The 19,886-nt window shown below is 65.9% G+C and carries 22 protein-coding genes; 16 read left to right on the plus strand and 6 right to left on the minus strand.

Annotated elements, in window-relative coordinates; translation table 11 throughout:
• Nucleotides 1-39 precede the first annotated feature (39 nt).
• The 5 genes from B5X82_RS17980 to B5X82_RS18000 all read left to right on the plus strand — a co-directional run bounded on the left by B5X82_RS17980 (nucleotide 40) and on the right by B5X82_RS18000 (nucleotide 5,300).
• Entirely contained in the window at nucleotides 40-1,794 is a 1,755-nt protein-coding gene (locus B5X82_RS17980) for an acetolactate synthase 3 large subunit (protein ID WP_079649547.1), read from the plus strand.
• 40 nt (nucleotides 1,795-1,834) lie between these two features.
• Nucleotides 1,835-2,350, plus strand: coding sequence for an acetolactate synthase small subunit (gene ilvN / locus B5X82_RS17985; RefSeq protein ID WP_079649548.1), 516 nt, complete (start codon nucleotides 1,835-1,837; stop codon nucleotides 2,348-2,350).
• Between the two features lie 123 nt (nucleotides 2,351-2,473).
• Nucleotides 2,474-3,493 carry a ketol-acid reductoisomerase gene (ilvC, locus tag B5X82_RS17990; protein WP_079649549.1) on the plus strand — a complete coding sequence of 340 codons (1,020 nt, stop codon included), beginning with the start codon at nucleotides 2,474-2,476 and terminating at the stop codon, nucleotides 3,491-3,493.
• Nucleotides 3,494-3,593: 100 nt separating this feature from the next.
• Complete coding sequence (locus tag B5X82_RS17995; RefSeq protein ID WP_079649550.1) at nucleotides 3,594-4,211, plus strand: YceI family protein; 618 nt, start codon at nucleotides 3,594-3,596, stop codon at nucleotides 4,209-4,211.
• Between the two features lie 66 nt (nucleotides 4,212-4,277).
• Nucleotides 4,278-5,300 (plus strand): hypothetical protein, encoded by a 1,023-nt coding sequence (locus B5X82_RS18000; protein WP_079649551.1) that lies wholly within the window; start codon nucleotides 4,278-4,280, stop codon nucleotides 5,298-5,300.
• Nucleotides 5,301-5,310: 10 nt separating this feature from the next.
• Here B5X82_RS18000 and B5X82_RS18005 read toward each other — a convergent pair whose 3' ends face one another.
• Nucleotides 5,311-5,718, minus strand: a complete 408-nt coding sequence (locus B5X82_RS18005) for a (deoxy)nucleoside triphosphate pyrophosphohydrolase (protein ID WP_079649552.1) — start codon at nucleotides 5,716-5,718, stop codon at nucleotides 5,311-5,313.
• Between the two features lie 102 nt (nucleotides 5,719-5,820).
• Here B5X82_RS18005 and B5X82_RS18010 point away from each other — a divergent pair, with 102 nt between their 5' ends.
• Together B5X82_RS18010 and B5X82_RS18015 are read left to right on the plus strand one after the other, a co-directional pair.
• Nucleotides 5,821-6,006, plus strand: a complete 186-nt coding sequence (locus B5X82_RS18010) for a Flp family type IVb pilin (RefSeq protein WP_079649553.1) — start codon at nucleotides 5,821-5,823, stop codon at nucleotides 6,004-6,006.
• A gap of 114 nt (nucleotides 6,007-6,120) precedes the next feature.
• The gene (locus B5X82_RS18015) at nucleotides 6,121-6,288 is read left to right on the plus strand and encodes a Flp family type IVb pilin (protein ID WP_011951464.1); all 168 of its coding nucleotides are present in this window, start codon (nucleotides 6,121-6,123) and stop codon (nucleotides 6,286-6,288) included.
• 118 nt (nucleotides 6,289-6,406) lie between these two features.
• Here B5X82_RS18015 and B5X82_RS18020 read toward each other — a convergent pair whose 3' ends face one another.
• Together B5X82_RS18020 and B5X82_RS18025 are read right to left on the minus strand one after the other, a co-directional pair.
• Nucleotides 6,407-7,846 (minus strand): M48 family metalloprotease, encoded by a 1,440-nt coding sequence (locus B5X82_RS18020; protein ID WP_079649554.1) that lies wholly within the window; start codon nucleotides 7,844-7,846, stop codon nucleotides 6,407-6,409.
• Between the two features lie 148 nt (nucleotides 7,847-7,994).
• Nucleotides 7,995-8,936 carry an acetyl-CoA carboxylase carboxyltransferase subunit alpha gene (locus B5X82_RS18025; RefSeq protein ID WP_079649555.1) on the minus strand — a complete coding sequence of 314 codons (942 nt, stop codon included), beginning with the start codon at nucleotides 8,934-8,936 and terminating at the stop codon, nucleotides 7,995-7,997.
• Between the two features lie 211 nt (nucleotides 8,937-9,147).
• Here B5X82_RS18025 and B5X82_RS18030 point away from each other — a divergent pair, with 211 nt between their 5' ends.
• The 7 genes from B5X82_RS18030 to B5X82_RS18060 all read left to right on the plus strand — a co-directional run bounded on the left by B5X82_RS18030 (nucleotide 9,148) and on the right by B5X82_RS18060 (nucleotide 14,960).
• On the plus strand, nucleotides 9,148-9,615 hold the full coding sequence (locus B5X82_RS18030; RefSeq protein ID WP_176152615.1) for an Hsp20 family protein: 468 nt from the start codon (nucleotides 9,148-9,150) through the stop codon (nucleotides 9,613-9,615).
• Nucleotides 9,616-9,965: 350 nt separating this feature from the next.
• Nucleotides 9,966-10,520 (plus strand): F0F1 ATP synthase subunit delta, encoded by a 555-nt coding sequence (locus B5X82_RS18035; protein WP_079649557.1) that lies wholly within the window; start codon nucleotides 9,966-9,968, stop codon nucleotides 10,518-10,520.
• 2 nt (nucleotides 10,521-10,522) lie between these two features.
• Entirely contained in the window at nucleotides 10,523-12,052 is a 1,530-nt protein-coding gene (gene atpA / locus B5X82_RS18040; protein WP_079649558.1) for a F0F1 ATP synthase subunit alpha, read from the plus strand.
• A gap of 87 nt (nucleotides 12,053-12,139) precedes the next feature.
• Complete coding sequence (locus B5X82_RS18045; RefSeq protein ID WP_079649559.1) at nucleotides 12,140-13,024, plus strand: F0F1 ATP synthase subunit gamma; 885 nt, start codon at nucleotides 12,140-12,142, stop codon at nucleotides 13,022-13,024.
• A gap of 27 nt (nucleotides 13,025-13,051) precedes the next feature.
• Nucleotides 13,052-14,503, plus strand: coding sequence for a F0F1 ATP synthase subunit beta (gene atpD / locus B5X82_RS18050; protein WP_079649560.1), 1,452 nt, complete (start codon nucleotides 13,052-13,054; stop codon nucleotides 14,501-14,503).
• Nucleotides 14,503-14,694: a glutathione S-transferase gene (locus B5X82_RS18055; protein ID WP_079649561.1), complete on the plus strand. Its 192-nt coding sequence runs from the start codon at nucleotides 14,503-14,505 to the stop codon at nucleotides 14,692-14,694. The genes atpD and B5X82_RS18055 overlap by 1 nt, the downstream gene beginning before the upstream one ends.
• Before the next feature lie 2 nt (nucleotides 14,695-14,696).
• Nucleotides 14,697-14,960, plus strand: coding sequence for an ATP synthase F1 subunit epsilon (locus tag B5X82_RS18060; protein WP_079649562.1), 264 nt, complete (start codon nucleotides 14,697-14,699; stop codon nucleotides 14,958-14,960).
• Nucleotides 14,961-15,053: 93 nt separating this feature from the next.
• On the opposite strand, the gene B5X82_RS18065 is transcribed toward B5X82_RS18060, so the two are convergent.
• Both B5X82_RS18065 and B5X82_RS18070 read right to left on the minus strand, forming a co-directional pair.
• On the minus strand, nucleotides 15,054-15,389 hold the full coding sequence (locus B5X82_RS18065; RefSeq protein WP_079649603.1) for an ArsR/SmtB family transcription factor: 336 nt from the start codon (nucleotides 15,387-15,389) through the stop codon (nucleotides 15,054-15,056).
• Entirely contained in the window at nucleotides 15,376-15,834 is a 459-nt protein-coding gene (locus B5X82_RS18070) for an SRPBCC family protein (RefSeq protein ID WP_079649563.1), read from the minus strand. Before B5X82_RS18070 ends, B5X82_RS18065 begins: the two co-directional genes overlap by 14 nt.
• A 179-nt stretch (nucleotides 15,835-16,013) precedes the next feature.
• Between B5X82_RS18070 and B5X82_RS18075 the strand changes: the two genes are divergently transcribed.
• Both B5X82_RS18075 and B5X82_RS18080 read left to right on the plus strand, forming a co-directional pair.
• The gene (locus B5X82_RS18075) at nucleotides 16,014-17,831 is read left to right on the plus strand and encodes a M10 family metallopeptidase C-terminal domain-containing protein (RefSeq protein ID WP_079649564.1); all 1,818 of its coding nucleotides are present in this window, start codon (nucleotides 16,014-16,016) and stop codon (nucleotides 17,829-17,831) included.
• Nucleotides 17,832-17,937: 106 nt separating this feature from the next.
• Nucleotides 17,938-19,503, plus strand: a complete 1,566-nt coding sequence (locus B5X82_RS18080; RefSeq protein ID WP_079649565.1) for a CpaF family protein — start codon at nucleotides 17,938-17,940, stop codon at nucleotides 19,501-19,503.
• Nucleotides 19,504-19,645: 142 nt separating this feature from the next.
• Here the strand turns inward: B5X82_RS18080 and B5X82_RS18085 are convergent, their stop codons facing one another.
• Nucleotides 19,646-19,846, minus strand: coding sequence for a hypothetical protein (locus B5X82_RS18085; RefSeq protein ID WP_079649566.1), 201 nt, complete (start codon nucleotides 19,844-19,846; stop codon nucleotides 19,646-19,648).
• Nucleotides 19,847-19,886 lie beyond the last annotated feature (40 nt).

Consider the following 19,886-nt stretch of genomic DNA (forward strand, 5'->3'; position numbering starts at 1 on the left):
CTCGTTTCAATGCGCTGCGGCGCACAAGAGGAAGAGACCATGACTGCCGAGATGACGGGGGCCGACATACTGATCCAGGCGCTGAACGACCTCGGCGTCGAGGTCGTCTTCGGCTACCCTGGCGGTGCGGTGCTTCCGATCTATGACGCGCTGTTCAAGCAGAACCGCATCCGCCATATCCTGGTGCGGCACGAGGCCGGCGCCGTGCATGCGGCGGAGGGCTATGCCCGCTCGACCGGCAAGCCCGGCGTGGTGCTGGTGACATCAGGCCCCGGCGCGACCAACGCAGTGACCGGCATCGCCGACGCGCTGCTGGATTCGATCCCCCTGGTGGTGCTGACCGGCCAGGTCGGCACCCCGCTGATCGGCAGCGATGCCTTCCAGGAATGCGATACGGTCGGAATTACCCGCCACTGCACCAAGCATAATTATCTGGTGAAGGACCCTGCCCAGCTCGGCGACGTGATCCATGAGGCGTTCCACATCGCTACCTCGGGCCGGCCGGGACCGGTGGTGGTCGACCTGCCCAAGGATGTGCAGGTGGCGAGCGCCCTCTATCGCAAGCCCAGCGTGCAGGCGCTGCCGCACAAGGGCTATCGTCCGCAAGTGAAGGCCGATCCCGCCCTGATCGAGGAGGCGGTGGCGATGATCGCCGCGGCCGAGCGGCCGATCCTCTACACCGGCGGCGGCGTCATCAATTCGGGCCCGCTCGCCAGCCAGGTGCTGCGCGAGCTGGCGCGCGTCACCGGCGCGCCGGTGACATCGACCCTGATGGGCCTGGGCGCCTTCCCCGCCTCGAGCGGCCAGTGGCTCGGCATGCTGGGCATGCACGGCACCTACGAAGCCAATATGGCGATGAACAAGGCCGACCTGATCGTCTGCCTCGGAGCGCGTTTCGACGATCGGGTGACCGGCCGGCTCGACGCCTTCGCGCCGCATTCCAAGAAGATCCACGTCGATATCGACCGCTCGTCGATCAACAAGATCGTGCGCGCCGACATCGGCATCGTCGGCGATGTCGGCCGGGCGATGGAGGACATGGTCAAGATCTGGAAGGCAGGCCAGCACCAGGCCCGTAACCTGGCCCCGTGGTTCGAGCAGATCGATGGCTGGCGCGCGCGCAAGAGCCTGAAATTCCCGGCCTCGACCAAGGAGATCATGCCGCAGCTCGCAATCCGCAAGCTGTGGGAGGCGACCCATGCGCTCAAGCCGATCATCACCACCGAGGTCGGCCAGCACCAGATGTGGGCGGCCCAGCATTTCGACTTTGAGGGGCCGAACAAATGGCTCACCTCGGGCGGGCTCGGCACGATGGGCTACGGTCTGCCGGCGGCGATCGGCGCGCAGTTGGGCAATCCCAACGCGCTGGTGATCGACATCGCGGGCGAAGCCTCGATCCAGATGAACATCCAGGAACTGGGCACGGCGACGCAATATCGGCTGCCGGTCAAGGTGTTCATCCTCAACAACGAATATATGGGCATGGTCCGCCAGTGGCAGGACCTGACCTATGCGGGCCGCTATTCGCAGAGCTACAGCGACGCGCTGCCCGATTTCGTGAAGCTCGCCGAGGCCTATGGCTGGAAGGGCGTGCTGATCGAGAAGCCCGAAGAGCTGGAGGCCGGCATCGCCGCGATGCTCGAACATGACGGGCCGGTGATCGTCGACTGCCGGGTGGCGAAGCTGGCCAACTGCTTCCCGATGATCCCGAGCGGTGCCGCGCACACCGACATGATCCTCGAAGCCGACGAGGTGGTCGGCGAGATGGACGACGAGGCCAAGGCGCTCGTCTGATCCCCCTCCCCACCCCCTTCGACCGACAGAGAAAGACATCATGCACATCAAGCAGGAAGCCACCGAGCGGCACACGCTGTCCGTGACCGTGGACAATGAATCGGGCATCCTCGCCCGCATCGCGGGACTGTTCTCCGCGCGCGGCTACAACATCGACAGCCTGACGGTGGCCGACGTCACCGAGGACGAGAAGATCAGCCGGATCACCATCGTCACCACCGGCACACCCCAGGTGATCGAGCAGGTGGTGGCGCAGCTCGACCGGATGGTGCCTGTCCACAAGGTGACCGACCTCACCGCGCTGGCGCCGCACGTCGAGCGCGAGCTGGCGCTCGTGAAGGTCGTCGGTACCGGTGATCATCGCATCGAGGCGCTGCGTCTGGCCGAGGTCTATCGCGCCCGCGTGGTCGACGCCACCATCTCCAGCTTCATCTTCGAGGTGACCGGAGGCACCGAGAAGATCGACAAGTTCCTCGAGCTGATGCGCGAGGTCGGGCTCATCGAAGTGGCCCGCACCGGCGTCGCCGCGATCGGCCGGGGCAAAGAGGCGCTTTAGGGGCGAGGCGATAAACCAGGCTCGACGGACGGGCCTCCGCCCGTTACGGGGCCACCATTCCATTTCAACCAGGCGGCGGTCTCCGCAACCGGATGTCCGGCCGCGCCAGAGGGAAGCAACAATATGCGCGTCTATTATGATCGTGATGCCGATATCGGCCTCATCAAGACCAAGAAGGTGGCGATCGTCGGCTATGGCAGCCAGGGACATGCCCATGCCCAGAACCTGCGGGACTCGGGCGTCGCCGAGGTCGCGATCGCGCTGCGTCCCGGTTCGGCCACCGCGAAGAAGGCCGAAGGCGCCGGCTTCAAGGTGCTGTCGAACGCCGATGCCGCCAAATGGGCCGACATCGTCATGATCCTGGCGCCCGACGAGCACCAGGCCGCGATCTACAATGACGATCTGCGCGACAATCTGAAGCCCGGCGCGGCGCTCGCCTTCGCCCACGGCCTCAACGTCCATTTCGGCCTGATCGAGCCGCGCGCCGACATCGACGTGTTCATGATCGCGCCGAAGGGCCCCGGCCACACCGTCCGTTCCGAATATCAGCGCGGCGGCGGCGTGCCGTGCCTGATCGCGATCGCGCAGGACGCCAGCGGCAACGCGCACGACGTCGCGCTGTCCTATGCCTCGGCGATCGGCGGCGGCCGTTCGGGCGTGATCGAGACGACCTTCAAGGAAGAGTGCGAGACCGACCTGTTCGGCGAGCAGGCGGTGCTGTGCGGCGGCCTCAGCCACCTGATCATGGCCGGCTTCGAGACGCTGGTCGAGGCGGGCTACGCCCCCGAGATGGCCTATTTCGAGTGCCTCCACGAGGTGAAGCTGATCGTCGACCTGATGTATGAGGGCGGCATCGCCAACATGCGCTACTCGATCTCGAATACCGCCGAATATGGCGACATCCACACCGGCCCGCGCGTCATCACGGCGGAGACCAAGGCCGAGATGAAGCGCGTGCTCGACGACATCCAGAAGGGCAAGTTCGTCAAGCGCTTCGTCCTCGACAACCGCGCCGGCCAGCCCGAGCTGAAGGCAAGCCGCAAGCTCGTCGCCGAGCATCCGATCGAGAAGGTCGGCGCCGAGCTGCGCGCGATGATGCCCTGGATCAGCAAGAACCAGCTGGTCGACAAGGCCAAGAACTGATCCGATCGCGTCCGAACCCGAACGCAGGGTTTCGGAATAGATGGTTGTCGAAAGGGCGGCAGGCGGTAGTCTGCCGCCCTTTCTCATATGGGAGACGATCATGTACCGTTCCGCCGCCGCCCTGCTGCTGGGCCTTTCGCTGGTCGCGCTGCCCGTCGTCGCCCAGGTGCCGAAGACGCCGCCGGGCGCGTCCGACGTCCGCCGCGTGACCGCCGGGACCTATGCGGTCGATCCGGGCCACAGCCAGGTGACCTTCACCGTCAACCATCTGGGCTTCAGCACCTATCGTGGCTTCTTCGGATCACCGACCGGATCGATGACGATCGATCCCAAGGCGCCGGCCAAGGCGAAGGTGTCGATCGATATCCCGATGAGCGGCATCACCACCACCGTCGAGAAGCTGGACGAGCATCTGAAAGCCGCCGACTTCTTCGATGCCGCCAAATATCCGACCGCCCATTTCGAATCGACGTCGGTTCGCGTCACCGGCCCCAAGACCGCGAAGATCACCGGCAACCTGACGATCAAGGGCGTGACCAAGCCGGTCGTGCTCGACACCGTCTTCATCGGCGCCGGGACGATGATGGGCAAGCGCACCATCGGCTTCGACGCGACCACCACCGTCAAGCGCAGCGACTTCGGCGTCAGCTATGGCATCCCGCTGGTACCCGACGCGGTTCCGCTGCAGATCTCGGTCGCCTTCGAGAAGCCCGAATAACGACCGGCCGTCGGCCGATCGATCGAGGCTGGACAGCCAACCGGGGGCTCCGCCATTGTCCGCGCAATGGCGGAGCCCCTGACATCCCGCAAAATCCTGTTCGGCGCGGCTGCGCTGTGCCTGGCGTCGCCCTTCGCCAGCGCGGCGGAGGAGGCGCCGACCGTGACGGACGCTCCGTTCGACGCCGCGTCGCGGCTGGATCGCGAGATCGCGATGATCCGCAAGGGACGCCTCGACGAGGCCGAGCGCCTGCTGTCGCGCGATATGGCGGCCGAGCGCAGCCCGCGCGTCCGCGCCGACCTGCTCGCCGCCTTCGCCACGCAGCTATTCCTCAACGCGCCGAAGCTCGACGACCCGACCTCGGCGCTGGTGCTCGACTATCTGGACCGCGTGGTGAACGCCTATCGGCTGGTGCTGGGCGCCGGCGACCCCGAGGTCGCGACCGCGCTGATCCGCCGCGCCGAGGTCGAGCGGTTGCTCCATCCCGACGATCCGGCCCCGTGGACCGACAGTGCCTATCAACAAGCCTATCGTATCCGTTTCGAACGGCTCGGCGCGACATCGCCGGTGACGCTGGGCACGCTGATCCCGATGGCCGAGCTCGCCGCCCTGCCCTCGCGCAGCCAGGGCGACCCGGCGAAGATCGAAGCCGCCGCCGCAATGCTCCGGCAGGCGGTCGAGGGCACCGCGGCGGTGCAGGACGACAGCGCCCGCGTCGTACATGCCGAGGCGCTCGCCACGCTGCAACGGCTCGAGGCGGTCTATGGCGCGGGACGGCCCGACGGCCCCCGCCCGCAGATCATGACGGCGGGCGCCGCCCGGCAATGCGCCGGGGTGGACCTCAACGACGCAATCATATTTTCGGGCGAGCCGGCTCCGCTCGACATGCTGCGCGACCGTTTCGGCAAGGCCGGGCTCATCCTGCTTCCCTGCGGATCGATGCTGGCCTTCCCGCTCGGCCCCGGCGTCGACCCGACCCCGGTGCTCGACCTGCTGACCGACATCTCGGCCGGTCGGATCAAGGGCCTCTACATGGGCCTGCGCAATCCCGGCGAAACGCCCGCTTCGCTCCCGGACGGGGCTCGATAGCCTTTTCTGGTCAGACCAGCGCGTCGAGCAGCCCGATCAGCGGCTTGTCGGCGGGCGGCATCGGCAGGTTGTGCAGTTCGATCGGGCGGACCCAGCGGAGCGCCGGTGCCTCGATCGCCTGCGGAATGCCGCGCCATTTGCGACAGATATAGACCAGCAGGATCATGTGCCGCTCACCCAGGGGCTCGCTCGCGAAACAGGCGGGGGCCAGACAGGCCTTCTCGACGTCGATGCCAAGCTCCTCGCGCAGCTCGCGGATCAACGCCCCCTCGGGGGTCTCGCCTGCTTCGACCTTGCCGCCAGGGAATTCCCATAGCCCCGCCATCGCCTTGTCCGCAGGCCGTTGCTGGACGAGCAGCCGTCCGGCGCCGTCGATCAGCGCCGCCGCGACGACGATTAGGGGCTTTCCCTTATCCATTGGTATGAGACCTTTAGGGGTTTCTTAATCGGGGACGCCTACGAAATAAGCGTCTGCAGATCAAAGCGATTTGGCACGCCGGTCGCTCGAGGGAAATTCCGCATGGAGAAGGATCGCCGCCGCGTGCCGTTCCGCGCCCTTGCCGGCGATTGCCGTGGCGCCACCGCTGTCGAATATGGCCTGATCCTCTCGCTGATCTTCATGGCGATCATGGGCGCGGTCGCGAGCCTGGGCAGTTCGGTCCAGGGCCGCTGGAACAACATCGCCGAACGGGTCACCTCGATCTGAGCCCCCATTAACGAAATAAAAGGAACTCCCTCGCTAGGGTGCCAGCGTTGGCCAATGGTTGGAGGCCAGCCGGGCCGGACACACCACCCGAATCGGGAAGCGGGAGTTAGAGACATGAAGTTCGTTGCTAAGCTGCTGAAGAACAACAAGGGCGCCACCGCGATCGAATATGGTCTGATCGCCGCCCTCATCGCCGTCGCCGCGATCACCGCGATGACGAGCCTCGGCAACCAGCTCCAGAAGACGTTCAATAACGTCTCCAACAACATGAAGGCGAGCTGAGGCCGCTAGCCTTACGGCTTAGGCTGGCTTCGAGAGGGCGGCGGGACAACCCGCCGCCCTTTCTGTATGTGTTTGATGCCCCCAAACGCCAGGCGGCGGGCATCCGCCCGGCCGCAGCTCAATTCCGCACGATCACCTTGACCCGCTCGCCCACGCGCAACGTGTCGCCGCGTTCCAGGCCGTTGAGCACCAGGAAGCGGTCGAGCGGCGCGTCCGGGAAGGCCATCATCCGCGCGAAGGTGTCGGGGGTCTCGCCCGCCTTGACCTTCAGCACCTTGACCCGCAGCGGGCGCACGCCCTGCGCCTCGGCCGCCGACATGCGGCGCATGCTCTCGACCAGCGATTCGAACGGGCCGATCCCCTGTCCGGACCGGGTGAGCGTCACGAAATGATAGGCGGTCGCGCCATTGTCCGGACGATAGGCGAACACGCCGACGTCGAGCGGCCCGGCATTGCTGTTTCCCTGGCCGAAGGCATAGCGGAAGTCGATGCCGCTGCCCCGGCCACCCTGGATCTGGCCGTAGCGGATGCTGCTGCTGAGCTTTGAAAAGACCTGGCCGATATAGCCGTCGAGCCCGCCCGAGCCGACACCGCCGCCCGAGAAGCTCGCCTGGCCGCCATTGCCGCTGATCGTCACGGCGGCGTCGGTATTGTTGACCGCATAGCCGCGCGGCACGGTGAAGGCGAGCCGCTGGGTCGGCAGCTTGAACTCCTGCCCGTCGAGGAAGCCCTTGGCCGGATCGTCGCCCCACAGCAGTCCGTCGACTGCGTTGAGCAGCGCATCGTTGTTGCGGATTCCCCGCCCTGCCTTGCCGGTCTCCTGGGCCTTGCCGCGTGCGCGCTTCACCCGGTCGGCCGAGTTGGGATGGGTGCTGGCCCAGGTCGGCAGCGAATTCGCCTTCCCGCTGATCCGCGCCTCCAGATCCTGCTGTGCGCCCAGCACGCCGAGCATGTCCGACGAGGCGAGCGGATCATAGCCGGCATTGGCCAGGTAACGGACGCCGAGATCGTCAGCCTGATATTCCTGGGTGCGTGAGAAGCCCTTGGTGATCAGGTCGGCGCCAACGCCGGCCCCGCGGCCGATCAGGCTGCCCACCCCCGAATCGCCGGCCACCGCGCCGACGATACCGGCGAGCACCGAGGTGATCGTCGCGGTCTGCTGGCGCTTGGCCGAATGGCGCGCGGCGACGTGGCCGACCTCATGCCCCAGCACCGAGGCGAGTTCCGCCTCGTCGTTCATGATCGCGAGCAGACCGCGGGTCACATAGACATAACCGCCGGGGATCGCGAAGGCGTTGTTCACCGGCGAATCGAGCAGCGTGACGGTGAAGTCGCGTTCGGAGTTGGACAGGCCCGACTGGACCGCGATCTTGCGGCCGACCCGCGTGACATAGTCGGCGGCCGGCCCCTTCATCGCCCCGCCGAACTGCTGGACGAGCTGCGGATGCGCCTCCGCGCCGGTGCGCTTGTCGCTGGCCGAAATCGACTGGACCTGCGCCAGAGCAATGCCGGGAACGGCGACGAGCGACAGACTGGTCCAGAGCAGAAAAGTCTTCATGCGATCCTCCCACGCAACCAACGCAGAAAGCAGATAACCGCTGAACGGTTCCGTTACGACTTTTCCGTCCTGGCTTTTTTCCTCTCCGTCATGCCGGCTTAGGCCGGCCCGAGATACGGCTCTGCCGGCACGACGGCTACGAGCCCGGTCAACCGATGGCGAGGAACTTGTCGCGGCGCGCGGCGCGCAGGGTCGTCGGCTTCTTGGCGGCGAGCTTGTCGAGTTCCTCCCCGATCGCGGCGCCCAGCGCGGCGATCGCCGCGGCGGGATCGCGATGTGCGCCGCCGACCGGCTCCGCCACGACGCGGTCGACCACGCCGAGCTTCTGGAGATCGGCGGCGGTGACCTTCATCGCCTCGGCCGCCTCGGCCGCCTTGTCACCGGTGCGCCACAGGATCGAGGCGCAGCCCTCGGGCGAGATCACCGAATAGACGGCATGTTCGAACATCAGCACGCTGTTCGCCGCAGCAACCGCGATCGCTCCACCCGAACCGCCCTCGCCGACGACCGCCGCAACCATCGGAACACCGAGCGCGAGGCACGCTTCGGTCGAGCGCGCGATCGCCTCGGCCTGGCCGCGTTCCTCGGCCTGGATGCCGGGGAAGGCGCCGGAGGTGTCGACGAGGCTGACCACCGGCAGGCCGAAGCGGTCGGCCAGTTCCATCAGCCGGATCGCCTTGCGGTAGCCCTCGGGCTTGGCCATGCCGAAATTGTGGCGGATGCGCGAAGCGGTGTCGTCGCCCTTCTCATGGCCGATCACCATCACCTTGCGATCGCCCAGGCGGCCGAGGCCGCCGATGATCGCCTGGTCGTCCGCGAAGGCGCGATCCCCCGCCAGCGGCATGAAATCGCTGATGAAACCGGCGACGTAATCCTTGAAGTGCGGACGCTCGGGATGCCGCGCGACCTGCGTCTTCTGCCACGGCGTCAGCTTCGCATAGGTATCGCGCAGCAGCTTGTCGGACTTGGCTTCGAGCTTGGAGACTTCGCTCTCGATGTCGAGCGAACCGGCGTCGGCGGTCGAACGGAGTTCGGCGATGCGCGCCTGCAGCTCGGCAATGGGCTTTTCGAATTCGAGATAGGCAACCATCGGCCCCGGTTAGGCGGGCTCGACGCTCCAGTCAACGAAGCCCGCGCCGCGAAGGCGCATGAGGCCGATCAAAAAACCGCGCCCTTGAAGCCGGGAACGCCCTACCTATCTCGATCCCGCCGGCCGTCGCCTGAAGGGGCGGTGCGGCATGGTCCGGCGGATGATCCGCGGACCACTATGGTCAACATCGCTTGATGAGGAAACAGACCCTATGCGTAGTCTTGATTTCGCCCCCCTCCTCCGGTCCTCGATCGGCTTCGAGAATCTCAACCGTCTCGTCGACTTCGCCCGCGGCGACGGCGACACCTACCCGCCATACAACATCGAGAAGACGGGCGACGGCGCCTATCGCATCCAGATGGCGCTCGCCGGCTTCACCCGCGATGAGATCGACGTCACCGTGCAGGACAATGTGCTGATCATCATCGGCCGCGCCGCCGAGGCCGCCGATACCGAGAAGCGCGAATATCTGCACCGCGGCATCGCCAAGCGGGCGTTCGAGCGCCGCTTCCAGCTCGCCGACACCATCAAGGTGACGAGCGCGGGCTATGAGAACGGCCTGCTCAACGTCGAGCTGGTGCGTGAGATCCCCGAGCACAAGAAGCCCCGCCGCATCGCCATCGACGGGGTCGAACCGAAAGCGGTGATCGACGCGGAACCCAGCAAGGCCGCCGCGTAAACCGCGACTGGTAGAGGAAAGCCGGGCCGACAAGGTCCGGCTTTCTGATTCTTGGGACCCGCCCCCGATTCCCGAAAGCGGTCACCCCTGCGCAGGCAGGGGTCCATGTCTCTCACCAGCCAGATGGCCAGCGAGGAGTAAACAGACATGGATGCCTGCCTTCACAGGCATGACGAACGGGGCTGGAACCGAACTTCGACACCCCCGACCGAACTTCACCGTAACTTGTACCTCAGGTGCCTTGCATAAGGGGGGCACCCCTGCTAACCGGCCCGCGAACCATGCAGGGACGCCTTCCCGGCGGCCCTTTTTTGCGCATGGCCCAACCTTTTTTGGGGGAATGAAAGCGCGTGGAGAATTCCGGCGGTATTCAGGCTAGCCTCAGCGGACGTTATGCGACCGCGCTATTCGGTCTCGCACGGGACGAAAAGGCGATCGACGCGGTCTCCGCGAGCCTTCAGTCGCTCAAGGCCGCGCTGACCGAATCGGACGACTTCCGTCGCCTGACGACGAGCCCACTCGTTTCGCGCGACGAGGCGATGAAGGCGGTGGCCGCGACGGCAGCAAGCCTCGGCGTCGATCCCCTCACCACCAAGTTCCTCGGCGTCCTCGCGCAGAATCGCCGGCTCGGCCAGCTCGGCGCGGTGATCCGCTCCTTTGGGCTGCTCGCGGCCCGGCATCGCGGCGAGACCACCGCCGAAGTCACCTCGGCTCATCCGCTGACCGCCACCCAGGTCAAGGCGCTGAAAGCCAAGCTCAAGACCCAGCTCGCCCGCGACGTCGCGGTCGACCTCACTGTCGATCCGTCCATTCTCGGCGGCCTGATCGTCAAGATCGGCTCGCGCCAGATCGACGGCTCGATCCGCTCCAAACTGAACTCCCTCGCGATTGCGATGAAAGGCTGAACATGGATATCCGCGCCGCAGAAATCTCCAAGGTCATCCGCGACCAGATCGCCAGCTTCGGCAGCGAAGCGCAGGTCTCCGAAGTCGGCCAGGTGCTGTCGGTCGGTGACGGCATCGCCCGCATCCACGGCCTCGACAACGTCCAGGCCGGCGAGATGGTCGAGTTCGCCAACGGCATCAAGGGCATGGCCCTCAACCTGGAGGCCGACAATGTCGGCGTCGTGATCTTCGGCACCGACAGCCAGATCAAGGAAGGCGACACCGTCAAGCGTACCGGCACCATCGTCGACGTGCCGGTCGGCAAGGGCCTGCTCGGCCGCGTCGTCGACGCGCTCGGCAACCCGATCGACGGCAAGGGCCCGATCGACGCCGCGCAGCGCAGCCGCGTCGAGGTCAAGGCCCCCGGCATCATCCCGAGGAAGTCGGTGCACGAGCCGGTGCAGACCGGCCTCAAGGCGCTCGACGCGCTCGTTCCCGTCGGCCGCGGCCAGCGCGAGCTGATCATCGGCGACCGCCAGACCGGCAAGTCGGCCGTCGCGATCGACACCTTCATCAACCAGAAGTCGATCAACGCCGGCAGCGACGAGTCGAAGAAGCTCTACTGCGTCTATGTCGCGGTCGGCCAGAAGCGCTCGACCGTCGCGCAGCTCGTCCGCACCCTCGAAGAAAATGGTGCGATGGAATATTCGATCGTGGTCGCCGCGACCGCGTCGGACCCCGCTCCGCTCCAGTTCCTCGCGCCCTACACCGGCTGCGCGATGGGCGAATATTTCCGCGACAACGGCATGCATGCCGTGATCGTCTATGACGATCTTTCGAAGCAGGCCGTCGCCTATCGCCAAATGTCGCTGCTGCTGCGCCGTCCGCCGGGCCGCGAAGCCTATCCGGGCGACGTCTTCTATCTCCACAGCCGCCTGCTCGAGCGCGCCGCGAAGATGAACGACGCCAACGGCAACGGCTCGCTCACCGCGCTGCCGATCATCGAGACCCAGGCGGGCGACGTGTCGGCCTACATTCCGACCAACGTGATCTCGATCACCGACGGCCAGATCTTCCTCGAGACCGACCTGTTCTACCAGGGCATCCGTCCGGCCATCAACGTCGGCCTGTCGGTGTCGCGCGTCGGCTCGGCCGCGCAGACCAAGGCGATGAAGAAGGTCGCCGGCTCGATCAAGCTGGAGCTCGCCCAGTATCGCGAAATGGCCGCCTTCGCGCAGTTCGGCTCGGACCTCGACGCCTCGACCCAGAAGCTGCTCAACCGCGGCGCGCGCCTGACCGAGCTGCTCAAGCAGCCGCAGTTCAACCCGCTGCCTTTCGAGGAGCAGGTTGCGTCGATCTTCGCCGGCGTGAACGGCTATCTCGACGGCATCCCGGTTGCCTCGGTCGTCCGCTTCGAAGCCGCCCTGCTGTCGGAGCTTCGTTCGAAGCATGCCGACATCCTGGGCGACATCCGCGACACCAAGGACCTGTCGGACGACACCAAGGGCAAGCTCAAGGCCGCGCTCGACGGTTTTGTGAAGACCTTCGCGTAACTATCCGTCATTCCAGCGAAAGCTGGAATCTCACTGAGATCCCGGCTTTCGCCGGGATGACGTAAAGGGAAGAAAGACGGACAGTAGATGCCCAGTCTGAAGAGCCTGAAGGTCCGCATCACCTCGGTGAAGTCGACCCAGAAGATCACCAAGGCGATGAAGATGGTCGCCGCCGCCAAGCTGCGCCGCGCGCAGCAGGCGGCGGAAGCCGGGCGCCCCTATGCCGAGCGGCTCAATGCCGTGATGGCCAGCCTCGCGTCGAAGGTGACGATCGGCCCGCAGAGCCCGAAGCTGCTCGCCGGCACCGGCAGCGATCAGGTCCACCTGCTCGTCGTCGCTACCTCGGAACGCGGCCTGGCGGGCGCGTTCAACACCAACATCGTCCGCGCCGCGCGCAAGACCGCCGACGCCCTCATCGCCGAGGGCAAGACGGTGAAGTTCTACCTGATCGGCAAGAAGGGCCGCGCCGTCATCGCCCGTCTCTATCCGGGCAAGATCGTCCATCAGGTCGACCAGAGCCACATCAAGAACGTCGCCTTCAGCGACGCGCACGAAGTGGCTGAGGACCTGATCGGCCGCTATGCCGCCGGCGAGTTCGACGTCGCCCACCTGTTCTTCGCCAAGTTCCAGTCGGCGCTGGTGCAGGAGCCGACCGAGCTGCAGATCATCCCGGTCCCGCTGACCGCCGGCGACGACGCCGCCGCCTCGGGTGCATCGGCCGCCGTGGAATATGAACCGGACGAGGAAGCGATCCTGACCGAGCTGCTGCCGCGCAACGTCGCGATCCAGCTGTTCCGGGCGATGCTGGAGAATGCCGCCTCCGAGCAGGGCAGCCGCATGACCGCGATGGACAATGCGACCCGCAATGCCGGCGACATGATCAACCGCCTGACCATCCAGTACAACCGGACCCGTCAGGCCGCGATCACCACCGAACTCGTCGAAATCATCTCGGGCGCCGAAGCGCTCTAACGAACCAGGCCAGCAAGGAAGCAGACCATGGCTAAGACCACCACCAACAATGTCGGGCGCATCAGCCAGGTCATCGGCGCCGTCGTCGACGTGACCTTCGAGAACGCCTTGCCCGCGATCCTGAACGCGCTCGAGACCAAGAACGGCGACAACCGCCTGGTCCTCGAAGTCGCCCAGCACCTCGGCGAGAACACCGTCCGCACGATCGCGATGGACGCGACCGACGGCCTGACCCGCGGCCAGGAAGTCGTCGACACCGGCTCGCAGATCCGCGTTCCGGTCGGCCCGCGCACGCTCGGCCGCATCCTCAACGTCGTCGGCGAGCCGATCGACGAGCGCGGCCCGGTCGACACCGACCTGAGCGCCCCGATCCATGCCGAGGCCCCGCTGTTCGTCGACCAGTCGACCGAGACCTCGATCCTGGTCACCGGCATCAAGGTCATCGACCTCCTCGCCCCCTACGCCAAGGGCGGCAAGATCGGCCTGTTCGGCGGCGCCGGCGTGGGCAAGACCGTGCTCATCCAGGAGCTGATCAACAACATCGCGAAGGGCCATGGCGGCACCTCGGTGTTCGCGGGCGTCGGCGAGCGCACCCGTGAGGGCAACGACCTCTACCACGAGTTCCTCGATGCGGGCGTCATCGCCAAGGACGCCGACGGCAACCCGACGCCGGACGGCTCGAAGGTGGCGCTGGTGTTCGGCCAGATGAACGAGCCGCCGGGGGCCCGCGCCCGCGTCGCGCTCTCGGGCCTGACGATCGCCGAATATTTCCGCGATCAGGAGGGCCAGGACGTGCTCTTCTTCGTCGACAACATCTTCCGCTTCACCCAGGCGGGTTCGGAAGTGTCGGCGCTGCTCGGCCGCATCCCCTCGGCGGTGGGCTATCAGCCGACCCTGTCGACCGACATGGGCGCCCTGCAGGAGCGCATCACCTCGACCAACAAGGGCTCGATCACCTCGGTGCAGGCGATCTACGTCCCCGCGGACGACCTTACCGACCCGGCGCCGGCGACCTCGTTCGCCCACCTCGACGCGACGACCGTGCTGTCGCGCGCCATCTCGGAGCTCGGCATCTATCCGGCGGTGGACCCGCTCGACTCGACCAGCCGCGTCCTCGAGCCGCGCGTCGTCGGCCAGGAGCATTACGAGACCGCCCGCGCCGTCCAGGAGACGCTGCAGAAATACAAGTCGCTGCAGGACATCATCGCGATCCTCGGCATGGACGAGCTCTCGGAAGAGGACAAGCTGACCGTCCAGCGCGCCCGCAAGATCCAGCGCTTCCTGTCGCAGCCGTTCCACGTCGCCGAGGTCTTCACCGGCATCCCCGGCAAGTTCGTGTCGATCGAGGATACGGTTAAGTCGTTCAAGGCTGTCGTCGACGGCGAATATGACCACCTGCCCGAAGCCGCCTTCTACATGGTCGGCGGCATCGACGAGGCGGTCGAGAAGGCCAAGAAGCTGGCCGCCGAAGCGGCCTGATGGCGGACGGGCCGCGCATCGAGGATGCGGTCAACGAGACCTGCCCCTGGTCGGGTGATCCGATCTCGGCAGACGCGCTGACCGTCTACAAGGGCGCGGTCGTCGGCTTCTGCAACCCGGGTTGCCGGGACAAGTTCGAGAAAGCCACCATGGCGTTCGATCTTGCCCTCCGTGACCGGAAACAGGACTGAACATGGCTGATCTGCATTTCGAACTCGTCACCCCCGAAAAGCTCCTCCGCTCGGAGGAGGTCTATATGGTGGTGGTGCCCGGCTCCGAGGGCGACTTCGGCGTGCTCGCGGGCCATGCGCCCTTCATGTCGACGGTCCGCTCGGGCGAGCTGGCGATCTATTCGGGCCCGAACACGGTGGCCGCGCGCATCCATGTCGAAGGCGGCTTCGCCGAGGTCAACGAAAAGGGTCTGACGGTGCTGGCGGAACAGGCCACCGAAGCCTGATCCCTGCCCTCGCGGCAAGAAACATGGAAGGCCCGGCGCAGCGATGCGACCGGGCCTTTTCTTTCGAGGCGTCAATGGCGGCGGCGATCCGTCCTACTCCTCGACGAACGCCTTGAGGCGAAGCAGCGCGTCGTCCCACTGCGCCGCCACTCCGTCGAGATAGGCGCGCGCAACGTCGAGCGGTTCAGGTCGGCAGGTGAAGCGGCTCTCCCTCCCATGGCGCACGCTTTCGACCAGCCCGACGTCCTGCAGCACCCGGAGATGCTTGGTCACCGCCTGACGGGTCAGGTCGGTATCGCCGGCGAGCATGGTGATCGATCGGGTGCGCCCATCGCTGAGCCGCATCAGCAGCGACAGTCGGGTACGATCCCCCAGCGCTGCGAAGATTGGCGCCGGGTCGATCGCGCGGGCAGCCTCAGCCGTCGACATCAGCGTCGACATGGGCGCGGATATTTTCGACCTGCGCGCTCCATCCCCCGCTGTTCATCCGGATCGCCTCGTCACGACGGTGCGCGGGAATACGGTCGAAACCTGATTCGGTGACGGTCAGCCGCGTCCCCGTCCCCGCCGGTTCAAGCCGGAATTCGACCAGCGTCGGCTCTTCCTGCGAATAGTCGACCGCCGGATCGATCGCATAGGGATGCCAGGTGAAGGCGAAGCGGCGCGGTTCCTCCATCGCGACGATGCGGACGTTCCAGCGGACATGCTCAAAGCCCTCATGGGTGATCCGCCCGGTCGCCGGCTCGCCGACGACGAAGGGCCGGTCGACCGCGACGCGGAACCACTGCCCGAATTCGCGATAGTCGGTGAGAGCGCGCCACACTCTGTCCATGGGCGCGCGAAGATCGATGGTGCGTTCGATACGATCTGTCATGATAAGCAACCTCCTGGTTGCCCGTATAATGCCTTCCGAACCGAGATACGCAACCTTAAAGTTGCATATTATGATAGTCGGCAACTTCGGTAAGAATCTCCAAACCCGTTTCAATTCAAACTGAAAGCCCCGCTTTCCTGTTATAAGGTCGGGCAAGGCATCACAGGAATCGTCAGCGCATGGCATCGATCAGTTCGCTTCAGCAGACCGAAGTCACCTTCCTCTCGGGGATCAACTCGAGCGGCTTGCTGGCGAGCGAGAGCTATTGGACCTGGAACTCCGACAACCCCGCCACCTATGATCCGGCGAACAACCATACCGCCAAGTTCGGAACCGCGACGATCGGCACGGGCGCCACGATCAGCTATGCCTTCGATATCGCGTCGAACTGGAACGAGGCCGAACGATCGGCTTTCGCATCGACTGCCGCGCTCTGGTCAGCGGTGGCCAACGTCAAGTTCGTCGAGAACAACTCCGGCAGCGCCATGGTGACGCTCCAGCGCGGGACCGACGGCAGCGCTTCGGGCGGACGAAACCTCAGCGACGGCATGACGGGAACGGCGAATATCGGCAGCGCGACGCGCGGCCGGATCGAGATCGACACCAGTGCAGCGGGTTTCGGCCCGCTCGGCTCGACGTTCAGCGAATATGGCGGCTACCCCTATACGACGCTGATCCACGAATGGGGCCATGTTCTCGGCCTCGGCCATGGCGGCGCCTATGACGAAAGCCTCGACTTCGGTTCGCCGCGCTATACCAGCTTCGACTCGCTCCCCTGGACGCTGATGTCCTACAACGATCCCGCGAGCGGCTTTTCCTGGGGGACATCGCGCGCCAGCGATGGGCTGCTCTACGCGAACACGCCGGTCACCCCGATGCCGCTCGACATCGTCGCGATCCAGCGGATTTATGGCGTCGCGATCGACACGCCGCTGTCAGGCGGGCAGGTCTATGGGTTCAACAGCAATATCACCGGCCCGATCGCCAGATATTTCGACTTCACCCAGAACAGCCGGCCGATCGTCACGCTGTGGAACAAGGGCGTCGGCAACACGCTCGACGTGTCGGGTTTCACCACCCCCTCGACGATCGACCTGCACGACGGCGCGTTCAGCAGCGTCACCGGCCTGAAGAACGACATCGCGATCGCGTACGGCACCCGCATCGACAGCGCGATCACCGGCCCCGGCAACGACACGATCGTCGGCAACGACAACAGCGACGTGATCATGGCCGGCGCCGGCAACGATTCGATCACCGGCGGCAGCGGCAACGATCATCTCTACGGTGCGGCCTCCGTGGCGGTGCAGGGCGACGGTTCGGACACGATCACCGGCGGCGCGGGCAACGACTATCTCCAGGGCAATGCCGGCGACGATCGGCTCGACGGCGGCATCGGGTCGGATCGGATCCAGGGTGGTCAGGGCAATGACAGCATCGTCGGCAACAGCGGCAATGACAGCGTCAACGGCAATCTGGGCAGCGACACGATCGACGGCGGCGAGGGCAATGATTCGCTGCGCGGCGGCCAGGGCGGCGACAGCATCCAGGGCGGCACCGGCAACGACGTGCTGATGGGCGACCTCGGCGCAGACACGCTGGCCGGCGGAACCGGCATCGACGTCCTGGTCGGCGGCGGCGACGCCGATGTCTTCGTCTTCTCCACCGGCGAGGCGACCTTCGCCACGGGCGGCGCGCTCGCCTATATGACCGACATGATCACCGACTTCACCGACGGCGTAGACCATATCCGCCTCGGTTTGGGCGTACCCGGCAGCGTCGCCTATGAGCCTGGTGCGTTCGATACGCTGGCGCAAGCCGCCGCCGTGGCGCAGGGACGGCTCGACGGCACCGCAGGGTTCACCGACGTCGCAGTGCTCAAGGTGGGCGGCGATCTCTATCTCTTCTACGATCCGGGCAGCTCGTCGCCGATCGAGGCGGTCAAGCTCGCTGGCCTGACCGATCCGACCATGATCGGAGTCGCAGATTTCATCTGATCGGAACGACCGGGCGCGATGGCCAACGCCGGATTAACCGATTTTGAGGGGTTTGCCGCTACCCAATGACCGTTCGGCCGGAACTGGGCCGTCGGGGACTGATCGAATGAGTGCTTTCGGCAAGCGTGGAGCGATGACGCACGGGGCCAAGCCCGCCTTCGGCGTGGCCCGCCCGATGCACGTCGACAGCGCGCCCGGACCACTGACCGGCGGGTTGCAATTCCCATCGATCGACAGCGCTGCCTTTCCCGGCGCGGGCACCGATCCCTTCGCCGGCCTGCCGAGCTTCGACGATCCGATCGCGGTGAGCGAGGAGGACGTCGCCCTTCCCAAGCATGCCGACGCGATGGCGCGGCTCGCGATCCGCGAGGCTGCGTCGGGCGACGCCGGCCGCGCACGGATCGAAGGGTTCGAGGCATCGATCCACAAGATCAAGGAGCAAGTGCTTCCCCGCCTGCTCGAACGAGTCGATCCCGAGGCCGCCGCCTCGCTGAGCAAGGACGAGCTGGCCGAGGAATTCCGGCCGATCATCGGCGAGGTGCTCGCCGAATTGCGCATCACCCTCAACCGCCGCGAGCAATTCGCGCTTGAGAAGGTGCTGATCGACGAGTTGCTCGGCCTCGGCCCACTCGAGGAGCTGCTGAGCGACCCGCTGATCACCGACATCATGGTCAACGGCCCCGAGCAGACCTATGTCGAGCGCAAGGGCAAGCTCGAGCTCGCCAAGGTCACTTTCCGCGATGAGGAGCATCTGTTCCAGATCGCCCAGCGCATCGTCTCCAAGGTCGGCCGCCGGGTCGACCAGACGACGCCGCTGGCCGACGCGCGCCTTGCCGACGGCAGCCGCGTCAACGTCATCGTCCCGCCGCTGTCGTTGCGTGGCACGGCGATCTCGATCCGCAAATTCTCGTCGAAGCCGATTACCCTCGACATGATGGCGCGCAGCGGATCGATGAGCGAGCAGATGGCGACGATGCTCAAGATCGCCGGGGCGAGCCGTTTCAACATCGTCATCTCGGGCGGCACCGGGTCGGGCAAGACGACTATGCTCAACGCACTGTCGAAGATGATCGACCCGGGCGAGCGCGTCGTCACCATCGAGGACGCGGCCGAGCTCCGGCTGCAGCAGCCGCACTGGCTGCCGCTCGAAACGCGGCCCGCCAATCTGGAGGGTCAGGGTGCGATCACGATCCGCGACCTCGTCGTCAACGCGCTGCGCATGCGCCCCGACCGCATCATCCTGGGCGAGATTCGCGGGCCGGAATGCTTCGACATGCTGGCCGCGATGAACACCGGCCATGACGGATCGATGTGCACCCTCCACTCCAACAGCCCGCGCGAGGCGCTGGCGCGCATGGAGAACATGGTGATGATGTCCGACATCAAGGTGCCCAAGGAGGCGATCTCGAAGCAGATCGCCGACTCGGTCGACCTGATCGTCCAGGTCAAGCGTCTGCGCGACGGATCGCGCCGCGTCACCAGCATCACCGAGGTGCTGGGCATGGAAGGACCGGTGATCATCACCCAGGAGCTGTTCAAGTTCGAATATCATGCCGAGGATGCGGAAGGCCGGATCGTCGGCGAGTTCGCAACGTCGGGCCTGCGCCCCTACACGATCGAGAAGGCACGCCAGTTCGGCTTCGATCAGCCGCTGCTCGAAGCCTGCCTCTAGGACATCGCACCTTTCGTCCGACGCCTCTATCTCCGCTCATCCTGAGGAGCCATTGAGCGAAGGCGAAATGGCATCTCGAAAGTGATCAGCCCCTCCTCGGGACGAACGGTTCAGATAAAAAGCCCGGTGTCGAACAACGGTTCTATGTATCGCCGATCCACCATGCCGCGAACAGCGACGCCATGATCAGCGCCAGCACCGTGACCAGCGGCCAGGGCACCCATCCGGTGCGTCCCGCCGCGCGGTCAGCTTCGCGCCGGCGGTGGCGGCGCCAATCGGCCGCGACGGACAGCACCGCCAGCGCGACGAAGAGAAGGGTCGGCCAAGCATAATCCGATTGCACCTTTGCGCCGCTCCGTCTTCATTGCGCCGATGTTCCATAT

Source organism: Rhizorhabdus histidinilytica (assembly GCF_900167915.1).
Classification (GTDB): Bacteria; Pseudomonadota; Alphaproteobacteria; order Sphingomonadales; family Sphingomonadaceae; genus Rhizorhabdus; species Rhizorhabdus histidinilytica.